The organism is Amycolatopsis sp. WAC 04169 (assembly GCF_003947535.1).
GTDB lineage: Bacteria > Actinomycetota > Actinomycetes > Mycobacteriales > Pseudonocardiaceae > Amycolatopsis > Amycolatopsis keratiniphila.
This window is the reverse complement of the sequence record NZ_QHJI01000007.1, coordinates 608985-625797: the sequence shown is the minus strand read 5'-3', so window position 1 is coordinate 625797 and position 16813 is coordinate 608985. Positions and strand designations below refer to the sequence as shown.

General features: G+C 66.0%; 12 protein-coding genes. 8 read left to right on the top strand and 4 right to left on the bottom strand.

All coding sequences use genetic code 11. The features are described 5' to 3' along the window. Positions 1–20: 20 nt before the first annotated feature. Positions 21–1454, bottom strand: coding sequence for a type III PLP-dependent enzyme (locus DMC61_RS21965; protein WP_233594897.1), 1434 nt, complete (start codon positions 1452–1454; stop codon positions 21–23). Between the two features lie 17 nt (positions 1455–1471). On the opposite strand from DMC61_RS21965, the gene DMC61_RS21960 reads away from it, so the two are divergent. From DMC61_RS21960 to DMC61_RS21940, 5 genes are read left to right on the top strand one after another with little or no spacing between them, the layout of a single operon-like run. Beyond that, entirely contained in the window at positions 1472–2428 is a 957-nt protein-coding gene (locus DMC61_RS21960; protein WP_125690891.1) for a beta-ketoacyl-ACP synthase III, read from the top strand. Positions 2429–2454: 26 nt separating this feature from the next. Continuing rightward, positions 2455–2697, top strand: coding sequence for an acyl carrier protein (locus DMC61_RS21955; RefSeq protein WP_125690890.1), 243 nt, complete (start codon positions 2455–2457; stop codon positions 2695–2697). A gap of 3 nt (positions 2698–2700) precedes the next feature. Then, complete coding sequence (locus DMC61_RS21950) at positions 2701–4071, top strand: condensation domain-containing protein (protein ID WP_125690889.1); 1371 nt, start codon at positions 2701–2703, stop codon at positions 4069–4071. Positions 4072–4126: 55 nt separating this feature from the next. Then, the gene (locus tag DMC61_RS21945; RefSeq protein ID WP_199750065.1) at positions 4127–9025 is read left to right on the top strand and encodes a non-ribosomal peptide synthetase; all 4899 of its coding nucleotides are present in this window, start codon (positions 4127–4129) and stop codon (positions 9023–9025) included. Next, complete coding sequence (locus tag DMC61_RS21940; RefSeq protein WP_199750064.1) at positions 9022–10287, top strand: MFS transporter; 1266 nt, start codon at positions 9022–9024, stop codon at positions 10285–10287. The genes DMC61_RS21945 and DMC61_RS21940 overlap by 4 nt, the downstream gene beginning before the upstream one ends. 61 nt (positions 10288–10348) lie before the next feature. Here DMC61_RS21940 and DMC61_RS21935 read toward each other — a convergent pair whose 3' ends face one another. From DMC61_RS21935 to DMC61_RS21925, 3 genes are read right to left on the bottom strand one after another with little or no spacing between them, the layout of a single operon-like run. Then, positions 10349–11143, bottom strand: a complete 795-nt coding sequence (locus DMC61_RS21935; protein ID WP_125690886.1) for a DUF4097 family beta strand repeat-containing protein — start codon at positions 11141–11143, stop codon at positions 10349–10351. A gap of 10 nt (positions 11144–11153) precedes the next feature. Beyond that, positions 11154–11795 carry a response regulator transcription factor gene (locus DMC61_RS21930; RefSeq protein WP_125690885.1) on the bottom strand — a complete coding sequence of 214 codons (642 nt, stop codon included), beginning with the start codon at positions 11793–11795 and terminating at the stop codon, positions 11154–11156. Next, positions 11783–13060: a sensor histidine kinase gene (locus DMC61_RS21925; RefSeq protein ID WP_125690884.1), complete on the bottom strand. Its 1278-nt coding sequence runs from the start codon at positions 13058–13060 to the stop codon at positions 11783–11785. The genes DMC61_RS21930 and DMC61_RS21925 overlap by 13 nt, the downstream gene beginning before the upstream one ends. Before the next feature lie 179 nt (positions 13061–13239). Here DMC61_RS21925 and DMC61_RS21920 point away from each other — a divergent pair, with 179 nt between their 5' ends. From DMC61_RS21920 to DMC61_RS21910, 3 genes are all read left to right on the top strand, one after another. Then, the gene (locus tag DMC61_RS21920) at positions 13240–15357 is read left to right on the top strand and encodes an MMPL family transporter (protein ID WP_199750063.1); all 2118 of its coding nucleotides are present in this window, start codon (positions 13240–13242) and stop codon (positions 15355–15357) included. Positions 15358–15484: 127 nt separating this feature from the next. Beyond that, positions 15485–16420, top strand: coding sequence for a TauD/TfdA family dioxygenase (locus DMC61_RS21915; RefSeq protein WP_125690882.1), 936 nt, complete (start codon positions 15485–15487; stop codon positions 16418–16420). 128 nt (positions 16421–16548) lie between these two features. Next, positions 16549–16767, top strand: a complete 219-nt coding sequence (locus DMC61_RS21910) for an MbtH family protein (protein WP_125690881.1) — start codon at positions 16549–16551, stop codon at positions 16765–16767. Positions 16768–16813 lie beyond the last annotated feature (46 nt).

The following is a 16813-nucleotide window of genomic DNA, read 5'->3' as shown; positions in this document are numbered from 1 at the left end:
GCTCACTCCTTCGACAGGCGTCATACCGCGGGGTCCGTCACATCCGCGAACTTGTGGTGGCGCTGTTTGCGCAGCAGATCGGCCGGTACGTCCCTGTCTCGGATCAAGTAAGGTTTCCCTTTTCGCACCAGTACTTCCGCGGGAAAGCCATGGCCGAGGAACAGCCCAGGGGAGGCAGTAGGGCCGTAGGCGCCGGAGCGGAGGATCCCGATCAGGTCGCCGGGCCGCGGTGCGGGAAGCGCGACGTCCTTGGCGATGACGTCGTCAGGTGTGCACAGTGGGCCGGTGAGTTGCCACAGCCCGTCGGGCGGCTCTTCGGGCCTGTCGAGATGACGGACCGGAAAGTTGCGCTTCCCGAACGAGCCGATCCCGACCGCGGCCATGTGGTGATGGGTGCCGCCATCGGTGACGGCGAACCGGCTGCCGAAGGATTCCTTCACATATCTGACCCGAGTAACGTAAACGCCCGATCGGGCGGTCAGGAAGCGGCCGGATTCGAAGAGCAGCCTGGTATCCGGATGACGAAGCCGGAACGGCTCGACCGCCTGCCGCATCCCGTCGCGCAGGCCTGCCAGATCAGGGTCGGACTCGCGCTCGAAGTACGCGACTCCGAGTCCTCCGCCGACGTCGACGGTGTCCAGCCGGATCCCGGTGGCTGCCGCGACCCGCTCGGCGAGATCGAGGATCAGTATCGTGTTCGCCACTACGACCTCGTGGTCGAGGATCCTGGTCCCCAGGTACGCGTGGACACCCGCGAGGTCGAGAGCCGGATAGCGGCCGGGCAGGTCGGCTCGTGTGAGCAGTTCGGCCTCGTCGATGCCGAACTGCCTTGGCCTCCCGCCCATCGTCAACCGTGAGCCGGCGACCGCAGTGATCGGATTGACCCGGACCAGCACGCGTTGGCGTCTGCCGGCCGCCGCCGCGAGAACGTTCAGTTCGTCGAGTTCGCCGAAGGACTCGACGACCACTGCGGCGACTTCGGCGGATAGACAGGCGACGAGTTCCTGACGTGTCTTGCCGGGGCCGAGAAATATGATGTCCTGGCCTCGAATCCCCGCTTGCTGTGCGGTTCGCAGCTCCACCAACGACGAAACCTCGGCTCGTGCGCCGTGCGCGGCCAGCAGGGCCACCAGGGCCACATTCGGGTTGGCCTTCAGCGAGTAGAAGATCTCCATCTCCGGCGGCAGCACCTCGCGGAGTTCGCGCAGAGAACGGACCAGCGTCGACCCGTCGTAGACGAAAAGAGGCGAGCCGTATCGTTCAGTGAGCTCTCGGAAGTAACCGGTCTCGATCTCTTCGTTGTCCGGCAGGAAATCCACTCCATCACCCTCACACCGACGGTCATCGGGCGAGTCGCCCTGCCACAGGCTGTGTGAGATGTCCATACATTTCCTATAGGTGGATCCGTAGAAAAGATATAGCCGGGAACAGGAGGCTCGCTCTGGCCAGTCCACGGAGATGGGGGAAGTCGATGACGCGTACACAGGGTTCGACGATCTCCGGGCTGGGTGTCTATCGGCCGGGCCGAAAAGTGACCAATGCGGCGGTCTCCGAACTCACCCCGGCGAGCCCGGAATGGATCGAACAGCGCACCGGAATTCTCACGCGGTACCGCGCCTCGGCGGAAGAGGATGTTCTCACCATGTCTGTGGAGGCCGGAGCGAAGGCGCTGGCGGACGCCAGCGTGGATGTCACCGAGGTGGACCTGGTGATCCTGGCGACGGCCACCCGTAGGCAGCGTCTGCCCGGTGCCGGCCCGCAGATCGCGTCCCGGCTGGGGATCCCGGACGCCGGAGCGTTCGACGTCAACGCCGTGTGTGCGGGCTTCTGCTATTCCCTCGCTTTGGCCTCCAATGCCGTCCGGCTGGGCGAAGCGCGAAACGTCCTGGTCGTCGGGGCGGAGAGGACCAGCGACTTCCTTGACCCGAACACTCCTGACAGTTATGTCATCTTCGGCGATGGAGCGGGCGCCGCGGTCGTGACGAGTTCGGAAACCCCGGATATCGGTCCGGTGGCATGGGGTAGTGACGGTGCTCGGCACGGAGTGCTGGAGATCCGGGAGGACGCCGGCGGCAGGGAGTACGTGACCATGGACGGTCCGCTGGTCTACAAGTGGTCCACCACGACCATGCCGAAGGTCGCCCGCAGGGCTTGTGAGCTGGCGGGCGTTTCGATGTCCGAGGTGAAATGGTTCGTACCCCATCAGGCCAATCGGCGGATCGTCGACACCCTGGCGAGAGTGCTCGAGTTCCCCGCCGACAGGGTGGCGAGAGACGTCGTCGACACGGGCAACACCTCTTCGGCCTCCGTACCACTGGCGTTGAGCCGACTGTGCGACAGCGGCCGCGCCCGCCCCGGTGATCTGGCGCTGGTCCTGGGCTTCGGTGCGGGTTTGACCTACGCCGGACAGATCATCCGCATCCCCTGAACGCGCTCCCCACGAGAGGAAACGTCATGAGCACGAATGTCGTCGGAGAGGTCGAGAAACTGATCCGCGGACTGATGCCCGAGCTCGACGGCAAGGAGATATCGCCGACGGCGAGTTTCGAGGAGCTCGGCATGGACTCCTTGACTCGCGTCGATCTGTTGGCCGAGGTCGAAGGATCTTTCGGCATCCAGGTGCCGGACGAAGACGTGGCGAGCTTCGTCCGGGTCAACGATGTCATCGACTTCATCAAGACCACCGGAGTCGGCTGAACCGTGGAGCAGGACGTCCGCGCGCTCTCCCTCGGACAACAGTCCTTGTGGTTGTTCCACAACCTCGTTCCGGAGAGCACCGCGTACAACGAAGCTTCGGCTGCGTCGTTCTCGCCGTGGCCTGACATACCCACCCTCGAACGTGCGGTATCGGCGGTCGCGGATCGTCACGAACTGCTCAGATCGAAGTTCACCGAGCTCGAAGGCCGGCCCGTCCGGATCGTCTGCGCGGCGGATCTGGTCCGGCTGGAGGTCAGGTGGCTGCCGGACGGCGAAGATGCGCGAGCCGCGGCACGTGCGGTCGCCGCCCGGCCGTTCGCGCTGACCGACACCGGCGCCTTTCGAGTCGTCCTCCTGCTGAGGGAGCACGAAGCCGTGCTCGTCGTGGTGATCCACCACATCGCCAGCGACGCTTTGTCCCAGCGGCTGGTGTGGCGGGATCTGATCGAGGCGTACCGGGCGAGCAGGCTTGACGTCGAGCCGGACTGGCCTGCGTTGTCCGGACGATTCGACGATTACGTGGCCAAGGAACGGGCGCTGCTGGATTCACCGCGTGGGATCGAGCTCCGGCGGTACTGGGAAAAGATCTGCGACGGTGCGGAGGCCGCCGTACTGCCCACTGACCGACCACGCCCGACAAGGCCGGCGTTCGCTGGTGCGACACATCGAGCGACCTTGCCGGAAGAACTCGTCAGACTCGTGCATACGGCGGCGGGGGGATTGGGTGCCACGCCTTTCGCGGTTCTGCTCGGCGTGTTCCAGGCGTTGATCTTCCGATACACCGGGCAGCACGACTTCACCGTAGGATGCCCCGCTTCCGTCCGCCGGACCCGCTCACTGCGGGAAGTCGTCGGTCTGCTCGTGAACCCGATCGTGCTGCGTGCCGGGTTCGGCGGTGCCACCACTTTCGCGGAGACGATCGCGGAAGCTGGTGGGCAACTCGGCGCCGCGACCTTCCGGGCGGGCTACCCGTTCGCCTTGCTCGCGGCGGACCGGGCCGCCGATGACCCGCTGTTCCGCATCGCGATCACCATGGTGAAACCTCAGCACGACGACCGTTTGCCGGCGATCGCGGGTGGTCGAATCAACGTTGCGGGGCACCTGCTGGAGCGGGTCGACCTGCCGCATCTGGAAGGACAGTTCGACCTTTCCCTCGAGATCACCCACTCGCCCGGCTCGCTGACGACGGAATTCCGATACGACGTCGAACTCTTCGAACCCGCGACGATCGAGCGTCTCGCCGGACACTTCCTGCGCTTGATCTCCGTGGCGTGCGCCGAGCCGGATTCCGTGGTTGCCAAGGCACCCATGATCGACCACGCCGAGCAGCGAAGACTGCTCGCTCTCGGTACCGGCACGGAAACCCTTGCCTGACGGTGACCGGGCGCCGGTGGGCACACCCGAACGAACCCGATTGCGAGGAGCGCCCGTGAACGCCCTTCTGCACCAGCTCGTGGCCATACAGGCTGCCCGCACCCCGAACGCGACAGCCGTGGTGCACGGAGCGGCGGAACTCAGTTACCGTGAACTCGACAACCGAGCGAACCGGCTGGCGAACCATCTCCGCGAGCTCGGCGTCGGAGCGGAGTCGTTCGTCGGAGTCTGTCTGGAGCGTGGCTTCGACCTCGTGGTCGCGCTGCTCGGAGTGTGGCGGGCCGGGGGTGCGTATGTGCCGATCTCACCCGGTCTGCCCGCCGTGCGAAGGCGCTGGCTGGTCGAGGACACCGGGCTCAGGATCCTGCTGACCCGCTCGTCACTACCGGAGATGTCGGCGGTGCGGGATGTCCGCGTGGTCAACCTCGGCACCGATCGGTCCATCATCGACGCCTGCGGCGTCGCCGCTCCGGAGATCGTCGTCGAACCGGACTCCGCGGCGTACGTTCTCTATACCTCCGGCTCGACGGGGCAGCCGAAAGGCGTGGTCATCACACACGAGGGGATCGGCAACCGCGTCGACTGGCAAGTGCGGCGGCACGATATGTCAGTCGGTGATCGGGTGATCCAGAAGACTTCGATCGGCTTCGACGCGGCTTGTTGGGAGTTCTTCGCACCACTGATCTCGGGTGGGGCGGTCGTACTCGCGCCGATCGGTGCCGAGCGTGACCCCTCGGCGCTGGTCGCCGCGATCGCCGAGCAGGAAGTGACGATCCTTCAAGGTGTGCCGTCGGTGTTGCGGCTGCTCGCGGACGAGCCTGGATGGGCGGAATGCGTCACCTTGCGGTTGGTGTTCTCCGCCGGCGAGCCACTGGAAGCCGAACTCTGCCGACGGCTCCGCGCCGACGTCCCCGTGGAGATATGGAACACCTACGGTCCGACCGAATGCTCGATCGACGTCACCGCTCAGGCTGTGGAACCGTGGAAGGAAGCCGGGCGGGTCCCGATCGGCCGTCCGCTCGACCGTCTTCGTGTCCTCGTGCTGGACCCCGATGGTCAACTCGCCCCGGCGGGCGCGGTCGGCGAGTTGTACGTCGGCGGTATCGGGCTCGGACGCTGCTACCTCGGCCGTCCCGATCTGACCGCCGACCGGTTCGTGCCGGACGGCTTCGGCCCCCCGGGCGCCCGGCTTTACCGCACCGGTGACAGGGTCCGCTGGCGGACCGACGGGTGCCTCGAGTACATCGGCCGGGTCGACGGCCAGCTGAAGGTCGACGGTGTGCGGATCGAACCCGGCGAGGTCGAGTCGGCACTCGTCTCGCACCCGGGTGTCGTCGCGGCGGCAGTGGCCGGTTTCCGCGATGGCGAAGGGCGGACGCGGATGGCCGCACACGTGGTGAGCAACGGAGAACTCCGAATTTCCGAGCTGCGTGCGAATCTCGCCGAATGGTTGCCCGAGGTCATGGTCCCGGCTGTCTTTCTGGAGGCCGATGCGCTGCCACTGACCGAGAACGGAAAGGTCGATCGGGCCGCCCTGCCGGTTCCGGCCGCGAGTTCGTCCGGTCGGTACGCCGAGCCGCGTACGTCCGCGGAACACATGGTAGCTCGGGCCTGGGAGGAGGTTCTCGGGACTGAGCGAGTGGGCGTATACGACGACTTCTTCCGGTTGGGTGGGTCTTCCCTGAAACTGGCCAAGCTCGCGAACTTGTTGCGTGCCAGGACGGACGTGGACATCGCCACGCGTGATCTTTTCCTGGCGGCCACGGTGGAGGATCAGGCGAAACTGCTGGACGAGTCCGGTGAGCGACCGGCCTCACTGACACCGGTGTCCCGGCAAGGTGCCTTGCCGCTGTCGTTCGGCCAGCACCGGTTGTGGTTCCTCGACAAGATGAACCCCGGTGGTCGCGAGTGGGTGGCCCCCTTGTTCCTGCGGTTGCCTGCCGCGCTGGCGCCGGCGGACGTCCAACGCGCACTTGACACCGTCGAAGCACGGCACGAGGCGTTGCGAACCCGGTATGTGACACAAGGGGATGAACCGCGGCAGTTCATCGACAGGCCGGGCGAGGTCGAGTTGCGCGTCGTGGATTTCTGTGGCTCGGAGCCGTCCGCGTTGTTCGGTGAACAGTTCGAGCGCGGCTTCGACCTCCGGCACGGTCCCCTGTGGAGAGCGATGCTGATCCGGATTCCCGGCGAGGAGCACCTGCTCCTGGTGACGGTCCACCACATCGCGTCGGACGGCCGGACAACGGTCGTGCTGACACAGGAGTTGCGTGAATTGTGTTCGGCGCGGCTCGAGGGCCGCGAGCCGGAGCTGCCCGAACTCTCCGTTCAGTACGCGGATTTCGCGGCTTGGCAGCGTGCTCGGCTCACCGACGAGGTCGTGTCCCGGGAACTCGCCTACTGGCGCGGCAATCTCGAAGGGCTGCCGAGGCTCGAACTGCCGCTGGACCGAGGCCGGCCCGTCGAACGGGATCCACACGGCTCCGGAGCGCGGATCGAGATTCCGGACGGTACGGCCGAGGCCGTCATCGAGTTGGGCAGGCGCCATGGCGCAACGCCGTTCATGACCTTGCTCACGGCCTTCGCCGCGTTGTTGGCGAGATACGCGGGGCAATGGGACGTGCCGATCGGTACCCCGGTCGCGGGGCGGAACAGGCCTGGGCTGGAGAACGTGGCCGGGTTCTTCCTCAACTCGTTGGTGTTGCGCTGCGAACTGACCCCTGACCTGTCATTTGTCGACGCGGTCCGCAAGGTGCGTAAAGTGGTCACCTCGGCTTTCGCTCATCAGGAATTGCCGTTCGAGCGCATCGTCGATCTTCTCGAACCGACTCGCGACCTGTCGCGCACCCCGCTCTATCAAGTCGCTTTCGATCTACAGGAAGAAGGCGACACCAGTGCGGTCCTGGCGGACACGACCTCGTTGGACGCCTTCCAGAAGGCCTGGCAGGTCGCCAAAACCGACTTGACCTTGTTCGTCTGGCAAGGCGAAGAGGGGTTGACGGCCGCCTTCGAGTACGCGACCTCGATTTTCGACGAGTCCACAGTGCTGCGGCTTGCCGAGCATTTCTCTCGGCTGCTCGCCGCGATCGCGGCCGATCCGGACGCCCGGCTCGGCCGCTTGGACTTCCTCACCTCAGCCGAAACCGAACAGCTCGTCTCCGGCTGGAACGCGACCACGACACCGCTTCCTCAGGTATCGGTACTCGATCTGTTCGAAAGCCGGGTCGCGGCCGACGGCGCCGCGGTCGCGGTGACAACTGACGAAGCGACGGTCTCGTACGCGGAATTGAACATGCGGGCCGATCGCGTCGCGGGGTGCTTGCGGCGGCGTGGCGTCGGAGCAGGGGCGGTGGTCGGCGTCGTGGTGGAGCGTGGGGTCGACCTGGTCGCCTCCCTTCTCGGTGTGTGGAAGGCGGGAGCGGCGTACGTACCCGTCGAACCCTCCTTTCCCACGGAACGGATTCGCTTGATGCTGGCCTCCGCGGGCGTGAAAGCGGTGGTGGGTTCGGCGAACGCCGTGGATCGATCGGACGCGACCGAGTTCCTGGTCGTGTCCGAAATGGGGAATGTCGACGAGCCGGTTTCCCGAAACTCCGAGTTGGACGATCTCGCGTACGTGATCTTCACGTCAGGATCGACGGGAACGCCGAAAGGGGTGCAAGTCACGCACCGGGGCTTGGCCGACCACGTCCTTTGGGCGGCGGCCGAACTCGCGGCGCGGGGAACCTCCGGGGCGCCCTTGTTCTCTTCTGTCGCCTTCGACCTGGTGGTCCCGAATCTGTGGGCGCCCTTGGTGACAGGGCAGCGGGTGCACCTCGTCGACCCGGAATCGGAGTCGGCCGGTTTGGGCGCGGCGCTGGAGGCGGCGGGGCCGTTCAGCTTCGTCAAACTCACCCCCGGGCATCTCGAGATCCTTCTGCATCAGTTGACCGCCGAGCAGGCGGCCAGCCTCGCGTCGGTGATCGTGGTGGCCGGAGAAGCCCTCCCCGGCGCGCTGGCCACCAAATGGCTGAGCCTGCTGGGGCCGGGTCGATTGATCAACGAGTACGGCCCGACCGAAGCGTCGGTGGGGACGAGTGTCTTCCCGGTGAACGCTCCGCAGGACGTGGACGTGGTACCGATCGGCAGGCCGCTGCCGAACGCCACGATGTACGTGCTGGACGCGGGCTTGGGTGTGGCCCCCGTGGGTGCGCCCGGGGAACTGTACGTCGGAGGCATCGGAGTGGCACGAGGCTATGCCGGCCGACCGGACCTGACGGCCGGACGATTCGTACCGGACCCGTTCGGCGAACCAGGGGACCGCCTGTACCGGACAGGAGACCGCGTCCGCCGGCTACCGAGTGGAGACATCGCCTTCCTCGGCCGTGTGGACGACCAGGTCAAGATTCGCGGTTATCGTATCGAACCGGGGGAGGTCAAGGCCGTCATCGATGCGTGTCCCGGTGTTCGGGCGAGTGCGGTCGTCGCGCGTCGGGAACGGTTGGTCGCCTACTACGTCGGTGACGCACCAGGTCTCGCTGAGCACTGTGCGGCCTTCCTGCCCGGCTACCTGATGCCGTCGCTTTTCGTGCCGCTCGACGAGCTGCCGTTGAACGCCAATGGAAAGGTGGACCGGGAAGCCCTTCCCGATACGGACAAGACGGAAGCCGAACCCCCGTTCGCCGTGCCTAGGAACGTGATCGAAGAACGGATATCGGAGATTTTCACCGAGCTGCTGGGGACCGACATCGGTGTCCTACGCAGCTTCTTCCGGTCGGGTGGGCATTCCATTCTGGCAGTGCGGCTCGTATCCCGGCTGCAGGAATGTTTCGAGGTCGACCTCCCGATCCGGCTCGTCTTCGAGCAGCCGACTGTCGCAGGTATCGCCGAGGCCGTCGAAGAACGCATCAAAGCCGAAGTCGCTGCCCTTTCGGATACCGAACTCGCGCGCATGGGCGAGGAGGCCGAGACGTGAGCCTCGTCGAGGCCGCGCCGGGGGACCGGAAGGAGGTACCACTCGGCCGCAACCGCGACTTCCTGTTGCTGTGGATCGGCGCCGGAGTCTCCTTCCTCGGCTCACGGGTCAGTGCGATCGCCTACACCCTCCTGGTGTTCTGGTCGACCGGTTCGGCGACCGCCGCGGGGCTGGTGGGCTTCGCGGCGCTGTTGCCGAACCTGGTGGTGCAGCTTCCCGCGGGCGCACTGGTCGACCATTGGGACCGGCGCAGGACCATGATCCTGTGCGATGTCGGCCGGATGGTCACGATCGGCAGTGTCGCTGTCACGGTCTTGCTCGGCCATGTCTGGATACCGCATCTGATGGCCGTGGCTTTCCTCGAGTCGTCCTTGACCTTGCTGTACCGGCTCGCGGAACGGGCCGTGGTGCGCAATGTGGTGCCGAAGGGGCAGCTCGCTGCGGCGCTGGCCCGAAACGAGGCCCGTGGCCAGGCGGCGGGCCTGATCGGGCAGCCGGCGGGCACCTTGTTCTACTCGATGACCCGGTGGGCGCCGTTCGGATTCACCGCCGTCGCGCACTTGATCTCGCTGATCACCTTGTTGTTCATCCGGAAGGACCTGCAGGAGAAACCTTCACACGGGCGGAAACCCCTGAGGATGTTCACCCGGGTCAAGGAGGGTTTCGTCTTCGTCTGGGCCCAGACGTACCTGCGCCGGGCTCTCGGCATCGTCGCGGCCAGCAACATTCTCTTCCAGGTTCTCAGCCTCGGTCTGATCGTGATCGTCAAGCAGAACGGTGGTTCGCCGGCCACGGTCGGCTTCATCATCGCGGTGAACGGCATCGGCGGAATGCTCGGCGCGTTGTCGAGCAACTTTTACCTGAAGCGTGTGGGAATCCGACGGATCATCATGAGCGTCAACATCTCGTGGGCGTTGTTGATGCCGCTGATCGCGTTCGCCCGTCATCCGATCGCGCTGGCCGCGATCTACTCGACGATCATCTACGGCGCCGGAGTCGCCAACGTGGCGGGCATGGTCTACCAGGTCAAGACCACGCCCGACGCCATGCAAGGCAGGGTCGGCTCGATCGCCACCTTGCTCACTTCCGGTGCCAACTCCCTCGGCGCCCTCCTCGCGGGGTTCCTGCTGGACGCGTTCAGTTCACGCACGGCCATCCTGCTGGTGGGTGGCGTAATGACCCTCTTGGCCGCGCTGTCGGTCGTCGGTCTCGCCGGCAAGAAGGCAGCCGAAGCAGAGCGTGGGATCGACTTGACCACCTGAATGCGGCGCCCGGGCCCACACGCCCGCATACCCAGGCGCGCCGAACAGACGGCAGGGTCCCTCAGGAGCCGGCCACCGTCACATCACCGGCCGAGGTGGAGGCCTCGATCCGATGCGGACTGGCGGGGACGTCTTGGACCTCCACGACACGCCTGCCCGCGTTCGTATCGGCTCGCACCTGGTATCCACTCGGGTTCGCGGGCACCCGGACGCGGACGTCGCCCGCACCGCTGGACGTCCGCACGAGGCTGGGAACGCCGCTGAGCCGAAGGTCCACGTGCCCAGCGCCGGTGCCGAGGTCGATCTCGGCCGAGGTGATCCCGGTGGCCGTTAGGTCACCGTTGCCACTTCGCGCGTAAAGCTTGCCCTTGGTGTTCTCCAGCGTCGTGCGACCGGCCTCGGTCTCGGCCTTGATGTCGCCGCTGAGGTCCCGTATATCGAGGTCTCCCGCGTCCGTATGGGCTCGCACGCTTATCGATCGGGGTACCCGGATCGTGTAGTGCACCGAGCAACCCAGCTTGCCGTCCGGGCACCGGACGGTGATTCGCAGCGTGTCGCCGTTCCACTGTTCGGTGTAGGTCGGTTTGTGGGCGGTCCACTCCAGCCGTCGATCCACGCCCACCTCGCCGTCAGGACCCGCCGAGACGGTGAGGTCGCCCGCGGCGGAGCTGATCTCGATCCTGCCGATCGGTTGCCGGTATATCTGCGACTGCGACTCGGTGTTGGGCCGGCTCTCGCCGGACAGCCATGACCAGACCATGGCGCCGGCGAGGAGCAGGACGAGGACTGTAACCAGCGCGCCGCCGGCGAACCAGGTTTTACTGGGGTTTAGGGTCTCCGTCGTCGTGGTGGACATCGAGTCCTCTCTAACCGTTGAGAAAACGAAGGACCGCCAGTACCCGACGGTGGTCGGAGTCGGCGGTGGCGAGGTCCAATTTTGTGAAGATGCTGTTCACGTGCTTGGCGACGGCGCTCTCGCTGACTACGAGCGCGGCCGCGATACCGGAGTTCGAGCGCCCTTCCGACATGATCGCCAGAACTTCACGTTCTCGTGCGGTGAGCCGTTCGAGGGGACGCTGCCTGTTGCGCACCAGGATCTGCGCGACTACCTCGGGGTCGAGCGCGGTACCGCCTGCGGCGACCCGGCGGAGCGCGTCGACGAACTCCACGACGTCGGCGATCCTGTCCTTGAGCAGGTAACCCACACCGCTGGTTTCCCTTGACAAAAGATCCGACGCGTACCGCTCTTCGACGTACTGGGAGAGCACGAGCACCGCGACGGCCGGCCATCGTTCGCGGATCGTGAGGGTGGCTTGCAGCCCCTCGGAGGTGTACGTGGGCGGCATGCGTACGTCCGCGATGACCAGGTCAGGCTCGTACCGCTGGACGGCGTCGACGAGCTGCTCGCCATCGCCGACCGCCTCGACGACCTCGAATCCGTTGACGCCGAGCAACCGTACGAGGCCTTCGCGGAGAAGGACCGAATCCTCGGCGATCACCACGCGCATGGCAGTGTCACCACTAGTCGGGTCGGGCCACCCTGCGGACTGTCGATGGACATCGTTCCGTCGACCGAGCCGACCCGCTGGGCCAAACCGCGCAGTCCAGTGCCAAGGGTCGGGTCGGCGCCCCCTCGGCCGTCGTCGGACACGATGATTCCGAGCACCTCGTCAGTGGTCATTTCGACGACAATATCGACTTGCTTCGCGTGGGCGTGCTTGGCGGCGTTGGTGAGTGACTCGGAGACCACGAAATACGCGATCGTCTCGACGGCGCGGGGCGGCCGACGAGGCAATTCGACGAGCAGTCTGACCGGCACCGGAGACCGGGCAGCGATTCCGGACAGCGCCGCGTCGAGCCCCAGGTCGTCTAGCACCGCGGGATGTAGACCGCGCACCAGGTCCCGTAACTCGGACAGCGCGAGTTTTGCTTCCTCATGGGCTTGCTCTATCGCCTCACGGGCCTCCGGGGGGATCCCGGTCAGCGTGGTGCGCGCCATCCCCAGATTCATCGCCAGTGACACGAGGCGTTGCTGCGTGCCGTCGTGCAGGTTCCGTTCGATACGGCGGCGCTCGGCATCGGCCGCGTCTATCATCTCGGTCCTGCTCGCGGAGAGGGTTTCGACTCGCTGTGCCAGCGTTTCGCTCCTACTGGGTGCCAAGAGGGCTTTCGCAAGGCCGATATCGACCTTCACGGCGTTCGCGGCGACCGCGGGCGCCGCGAGAAGCAGGATGAGGCCGAGTACGGTCAGGGACGCGAAAACCAGTGGCGAACGGTCGATTCGCGAGGTGTCGGGCAACAGCCAGCCGTGGGCCAGGATGGTGCTGAACAGGGCACCGAGCGTCCAGAAACCGGAGACGAGCACCGCGCCCGCCGTGCCGGTCACGCCGGCCAGCGTGTGGTAAAGGACGTGTCGCCAGGTCTCTTTCGTGCGTGCTTCGGTCCAGAGTCCACGCAGCCAGTCTTCCCGTGGCAGCCGCGATCGCGGCGGGATGGAAATCCCGAGTAGCCCCCGGAGCCGAGCGCGCTGCCAGAACGTGAACGCCCTGCTCAGCCAGAAAAGGGCCGCCAGCAGGGGAATCACGAGCACAGCTGTGATCGCCAGCGAGACCGTGAGCGCCAACATCGTCACCACGATCGCCGACGCCGCCAGGGCCAGAGGGAAACCCGCGAGTACGACGGTCGTGTCGCGCCATGCCCTCGGGCTCAGCGGCGCGCGAAGGAGGCCGCCAAGCCGTCCACTCGCGGTTTCCGAACCGACATCCGTCGTCATGAGACCAGCCTAAGGAGCGCGCGAAGCGGGCACCAGGGACCTGGATTCCGTATCCTGCTGTACCCAGCACCACCCCGAACTCGGGTGTGGGGACTACCGATATCACGCGTTCTTCCCGCGATGCTTTCCCCATGATTAGCCGACTTGGGAACTTCTGCGTTCGCAGACGATGGTGGGTCTTGACGGCGTGGGTGCTGGTCATGATCGCGGGCTCGTTCGCCATCGGTCCCGTGCTCGACGGCATGGGGGACACCAACAACATGAAGGGGACCGAGGCGAGCCACGCCCGCGATGCGATGAAAGAGGGCATCGACCGGGGGGTCGAGTTCATCGCGGTGGTCGACAACGTCGATCCGTTGGTTCCCGCCACGGGAGAAGTCGTCGACCGGGCACTGAGCGACGTCAGAGCGATCCCGGGTGTCAAGGAAGTGGCCAAACCCCGCACGGCGACGGACAAGCGGGCAGTGGCGATAACCGTCGTACTGGCCAAGGCTGAAAAGCAGGCGGTGCCCTTCCGTGAATCGACGACCCGACTGAAACAACTGTCGAACGAGTTGCCTGGCGCCACGGTACAAGTGGGCGGCGGGGAGTTGATCAGTCCGCAGGCGAATGATGCTGTCGATGAAGACCTTCAACGGGCCGAACTGTTCTCGCTCCCGCTCACGGCGATCGTGTTGCTGTTCGTGTTCGGTGGGGTCATCGCGGCCGGGCTCCCGATACTCGCCGCGGTGGGCACGATGCTCGGGGCCTTCGCCAGTTTGCTGGGCTTTTCCGCGATCTTCGATCTCGACGCCAACGTCATCACCGTGGTCACCCTGTTGGGTCTCGGGCTCTCCATCGACTACGGACTGTTGCTGGTTGCCCGCTACCGGGAGGAACTGGCTGCCACGGACGACCGGGCGGCAGCCGTCGAGCGGGCTTGGCGCACGGCGGGCAGGACCATCGCGTTCAGTGCGCTGACAGTGGCGGCCGCCTTGACCGGCCTGGCGGTCTTCGACGTTCCACGCCTGCAGGCGATGGCCGCGGCCGGGATCTCGGCCGCCCTCGTCGCGATGCTGGCCGGGCTGACGCTGACCGCGGCGCTGATCGGTCTGCTCGGCAAGTGGATCAAACCGGGGAAGAAGGACCTGATCCGACAAGCCGCGTCGCGCACCGCGGCCGCAGGTGGGACGAAGCCCGCCGCCGCGGCACTCGAGAAAGGTTTCTTCGCGAGGCTGGCCAAAGCCACGCAGCGCAGACCGTTGCTGGTGGTGTTGGGTTCGCTGGTGGTACTGCTGGCGATCGCGGCGCCGGTGCTGCACGTGAACGTCAAGGTTCCTCAGTTGGAGGGACTTCCCCGGAGTATCGAATCGGTCAGGGTCGCCGATCAGCTCGACGCCCGGTTCGGGCAGACCAGCCTCGCCGCGGTGCGAGTGGTGGCCCGCACCGATCCGGCGACGTTGGACGCCTACTCCGCCAAGTGGGCTTCGGATCCGGAGGTGCTTCGCGTCGAGAAAGCGAGGCCGGTGAACCCGACCGTATCCGCCGTGGTCATCGCGACCAAGGGGGATGGCCAGAGCAAGGGCGCTCAGGACTTGGTGAACCGGCTCCGAGCGGACCGACCCGGCGGAATCGAGTCTTGGGTGGTCGGTGACGCGGCTCAGCTGATCGACCTGAAGCAACGGCTGGCCGACAGGCTACCGTTGGGTATCGCGATCACCGCGCTGGCCATGATTCTGCTCCTCTTCCTGATGACCGGCTCGCTGATCATCCCGTTGAAGGCCATCGCGATGAACGTGATCTCGCTCGGTGCCACTTTCGGGGTTCTGGTCGCGGTCTTCCAGGACGGGTTCCTCGCCGGTCCGCTGGACACGTTGACCGTCGGCGGGCTCAGTCCGTACATGATCGTCGTGGTCTTCGCCTTCGCGTTCGGGCTTTCGATGGACTACGAGGTCTTCTTGCTCGGCCGGATCAAGGAGTACGTGGACGCGGGGGAGGACAGCGACACCGCGGTCCGGCACGGGCTGCAGGACAGCGGCCGGATCATCACCTCGGCCGCCCTGCTGATGCTGATCGTGTTCGCGTTCTTCGCCGCGGCCAAGGTCGGCCAGGTCGAGCAGATCGGGCTCGGACTGTTCATCGCGGTGCTCGTGGACGCCACGATCGTCCGGTGCCTGCTGGTGCCCGCCACGATGACCCTGCTCGGCAAGGCCGCGTGGTGGGCGCCGCGACCACTCAAGCGGCTGCACGACAGGATCGGCCTGCGAGAGACCTCGACCGTCGTGGGGCGGGCACAGGAAAAGGTTTCGGTCGACTGAGACCGATGCCGGCGGAGCCGGCGGGCGCCCCCCACGCCTGCCGGCTCCGCGTGTTCCGCGATATCGAAGAAATATGGACCTCAGCGGGAATCTCCCCTCAATGACGCACGCCATGAGGGGGATTGGCATGAACGATCCAGCCGGCTGGAAACCACGGGAGATCGACCCGTCCGAAACCGGAATCGGGGCGAGCGTCAGCGACCTCGTCGAATACCTCGATGGCTTCGATGTCACCGAGACGTTGACAAAAGAGAAGGCGCTGGTCTTCCGTGGTTTCGGTGTCACTCCGGACACCCTCGAACAAGTGCTCGATCAGTTGGTGCCGAACCGGCTCGCCTACCTGCACGGCAACTCGCCGCGGACCAAGGTAGGACAGCACCTTTACACCTCCACCGAGTATCCCGCCGAGTTCACCATCTCCATGCACAACGAGCTCTCCTACGCGTCACGCTGGCCCACTCGGCTGTTGTTCTTCTGCGAGATCGCGGCACCGGTCGGCGGCGCGACCCCGGTCGTCGACGCGGCCCTGTGGCTGGACCTTCTCGATCCGGAGGTCCGCACGGCGTTCGCGGGAGGCGTGCGCTACCAGCAGAACCTGCACGACGGCGTAGGTCTGGGGAAAAGCTGGCAGGACACCTTCGAGACAGACCGTCGCGCCGACGTCGAATCGTTCCTCGCGGAGACTGGAGCCGACTGGCGGTGGACCGCGGGCGGCCTGCGGGTCAGCCAGGTCCGGCCCGCGACCATCAGACACCCGTCGACCGGGGCCGAGGTGTGGTTCAACCAAGCGGATCAGTGGCACCCCGCCGCTCTCGGTGACGATACCGCCGCCGCGTTGGCACAGATCATGCCGCCGGAGGAGCTGCCGCAGTCGGTGACCTTCGCCGATGGTGAGCCGATTCCCGACGAGTACGTGTTCCAGGTCCGCGATCGCGCTTTGCAGGCTGCGGTGGATGTCGACTGGCGTCCCGGGGACCTGCTGCTCATCGACAATGTCCTGGTCGGGCACGGCAGGCGGCCGTACACCGGTGAGCGCCGTGTCTTGGTCGCGATGTCCGACTGATCCCCACTCGGCGACCGTGGACCGGCCGAGCTGTGGCGACTTCCCGAATTCCCCGCTCGTGACGGCTTCGTGTGTCCGTGCGAAGCCGCGAAAAGGCACTACGAGATTCCCGCTACGAGGAGGAACCAATGGTCGATGAGCAGGACGACAACCAGGTCTATCGCGTGGTCGTCAATCACGAGGAGCAGTACTCCATCTGGCCGGTGGACAGGGATATGCCCGCGGGCTGGCGGGCGGAGGGCAAGGAAGGCACCCGCGCCGAGTGCCTTTCGCACATCGGAGAGGTATGGACGGACATGCGCCCGCTGAGCCTGCGTAAGCGCATGGAGCAGAACGCGGCGCACTGAGTACATCACCGGTCCGAGCCCGGCGGGCCGGACGTCGAGCCGGAGC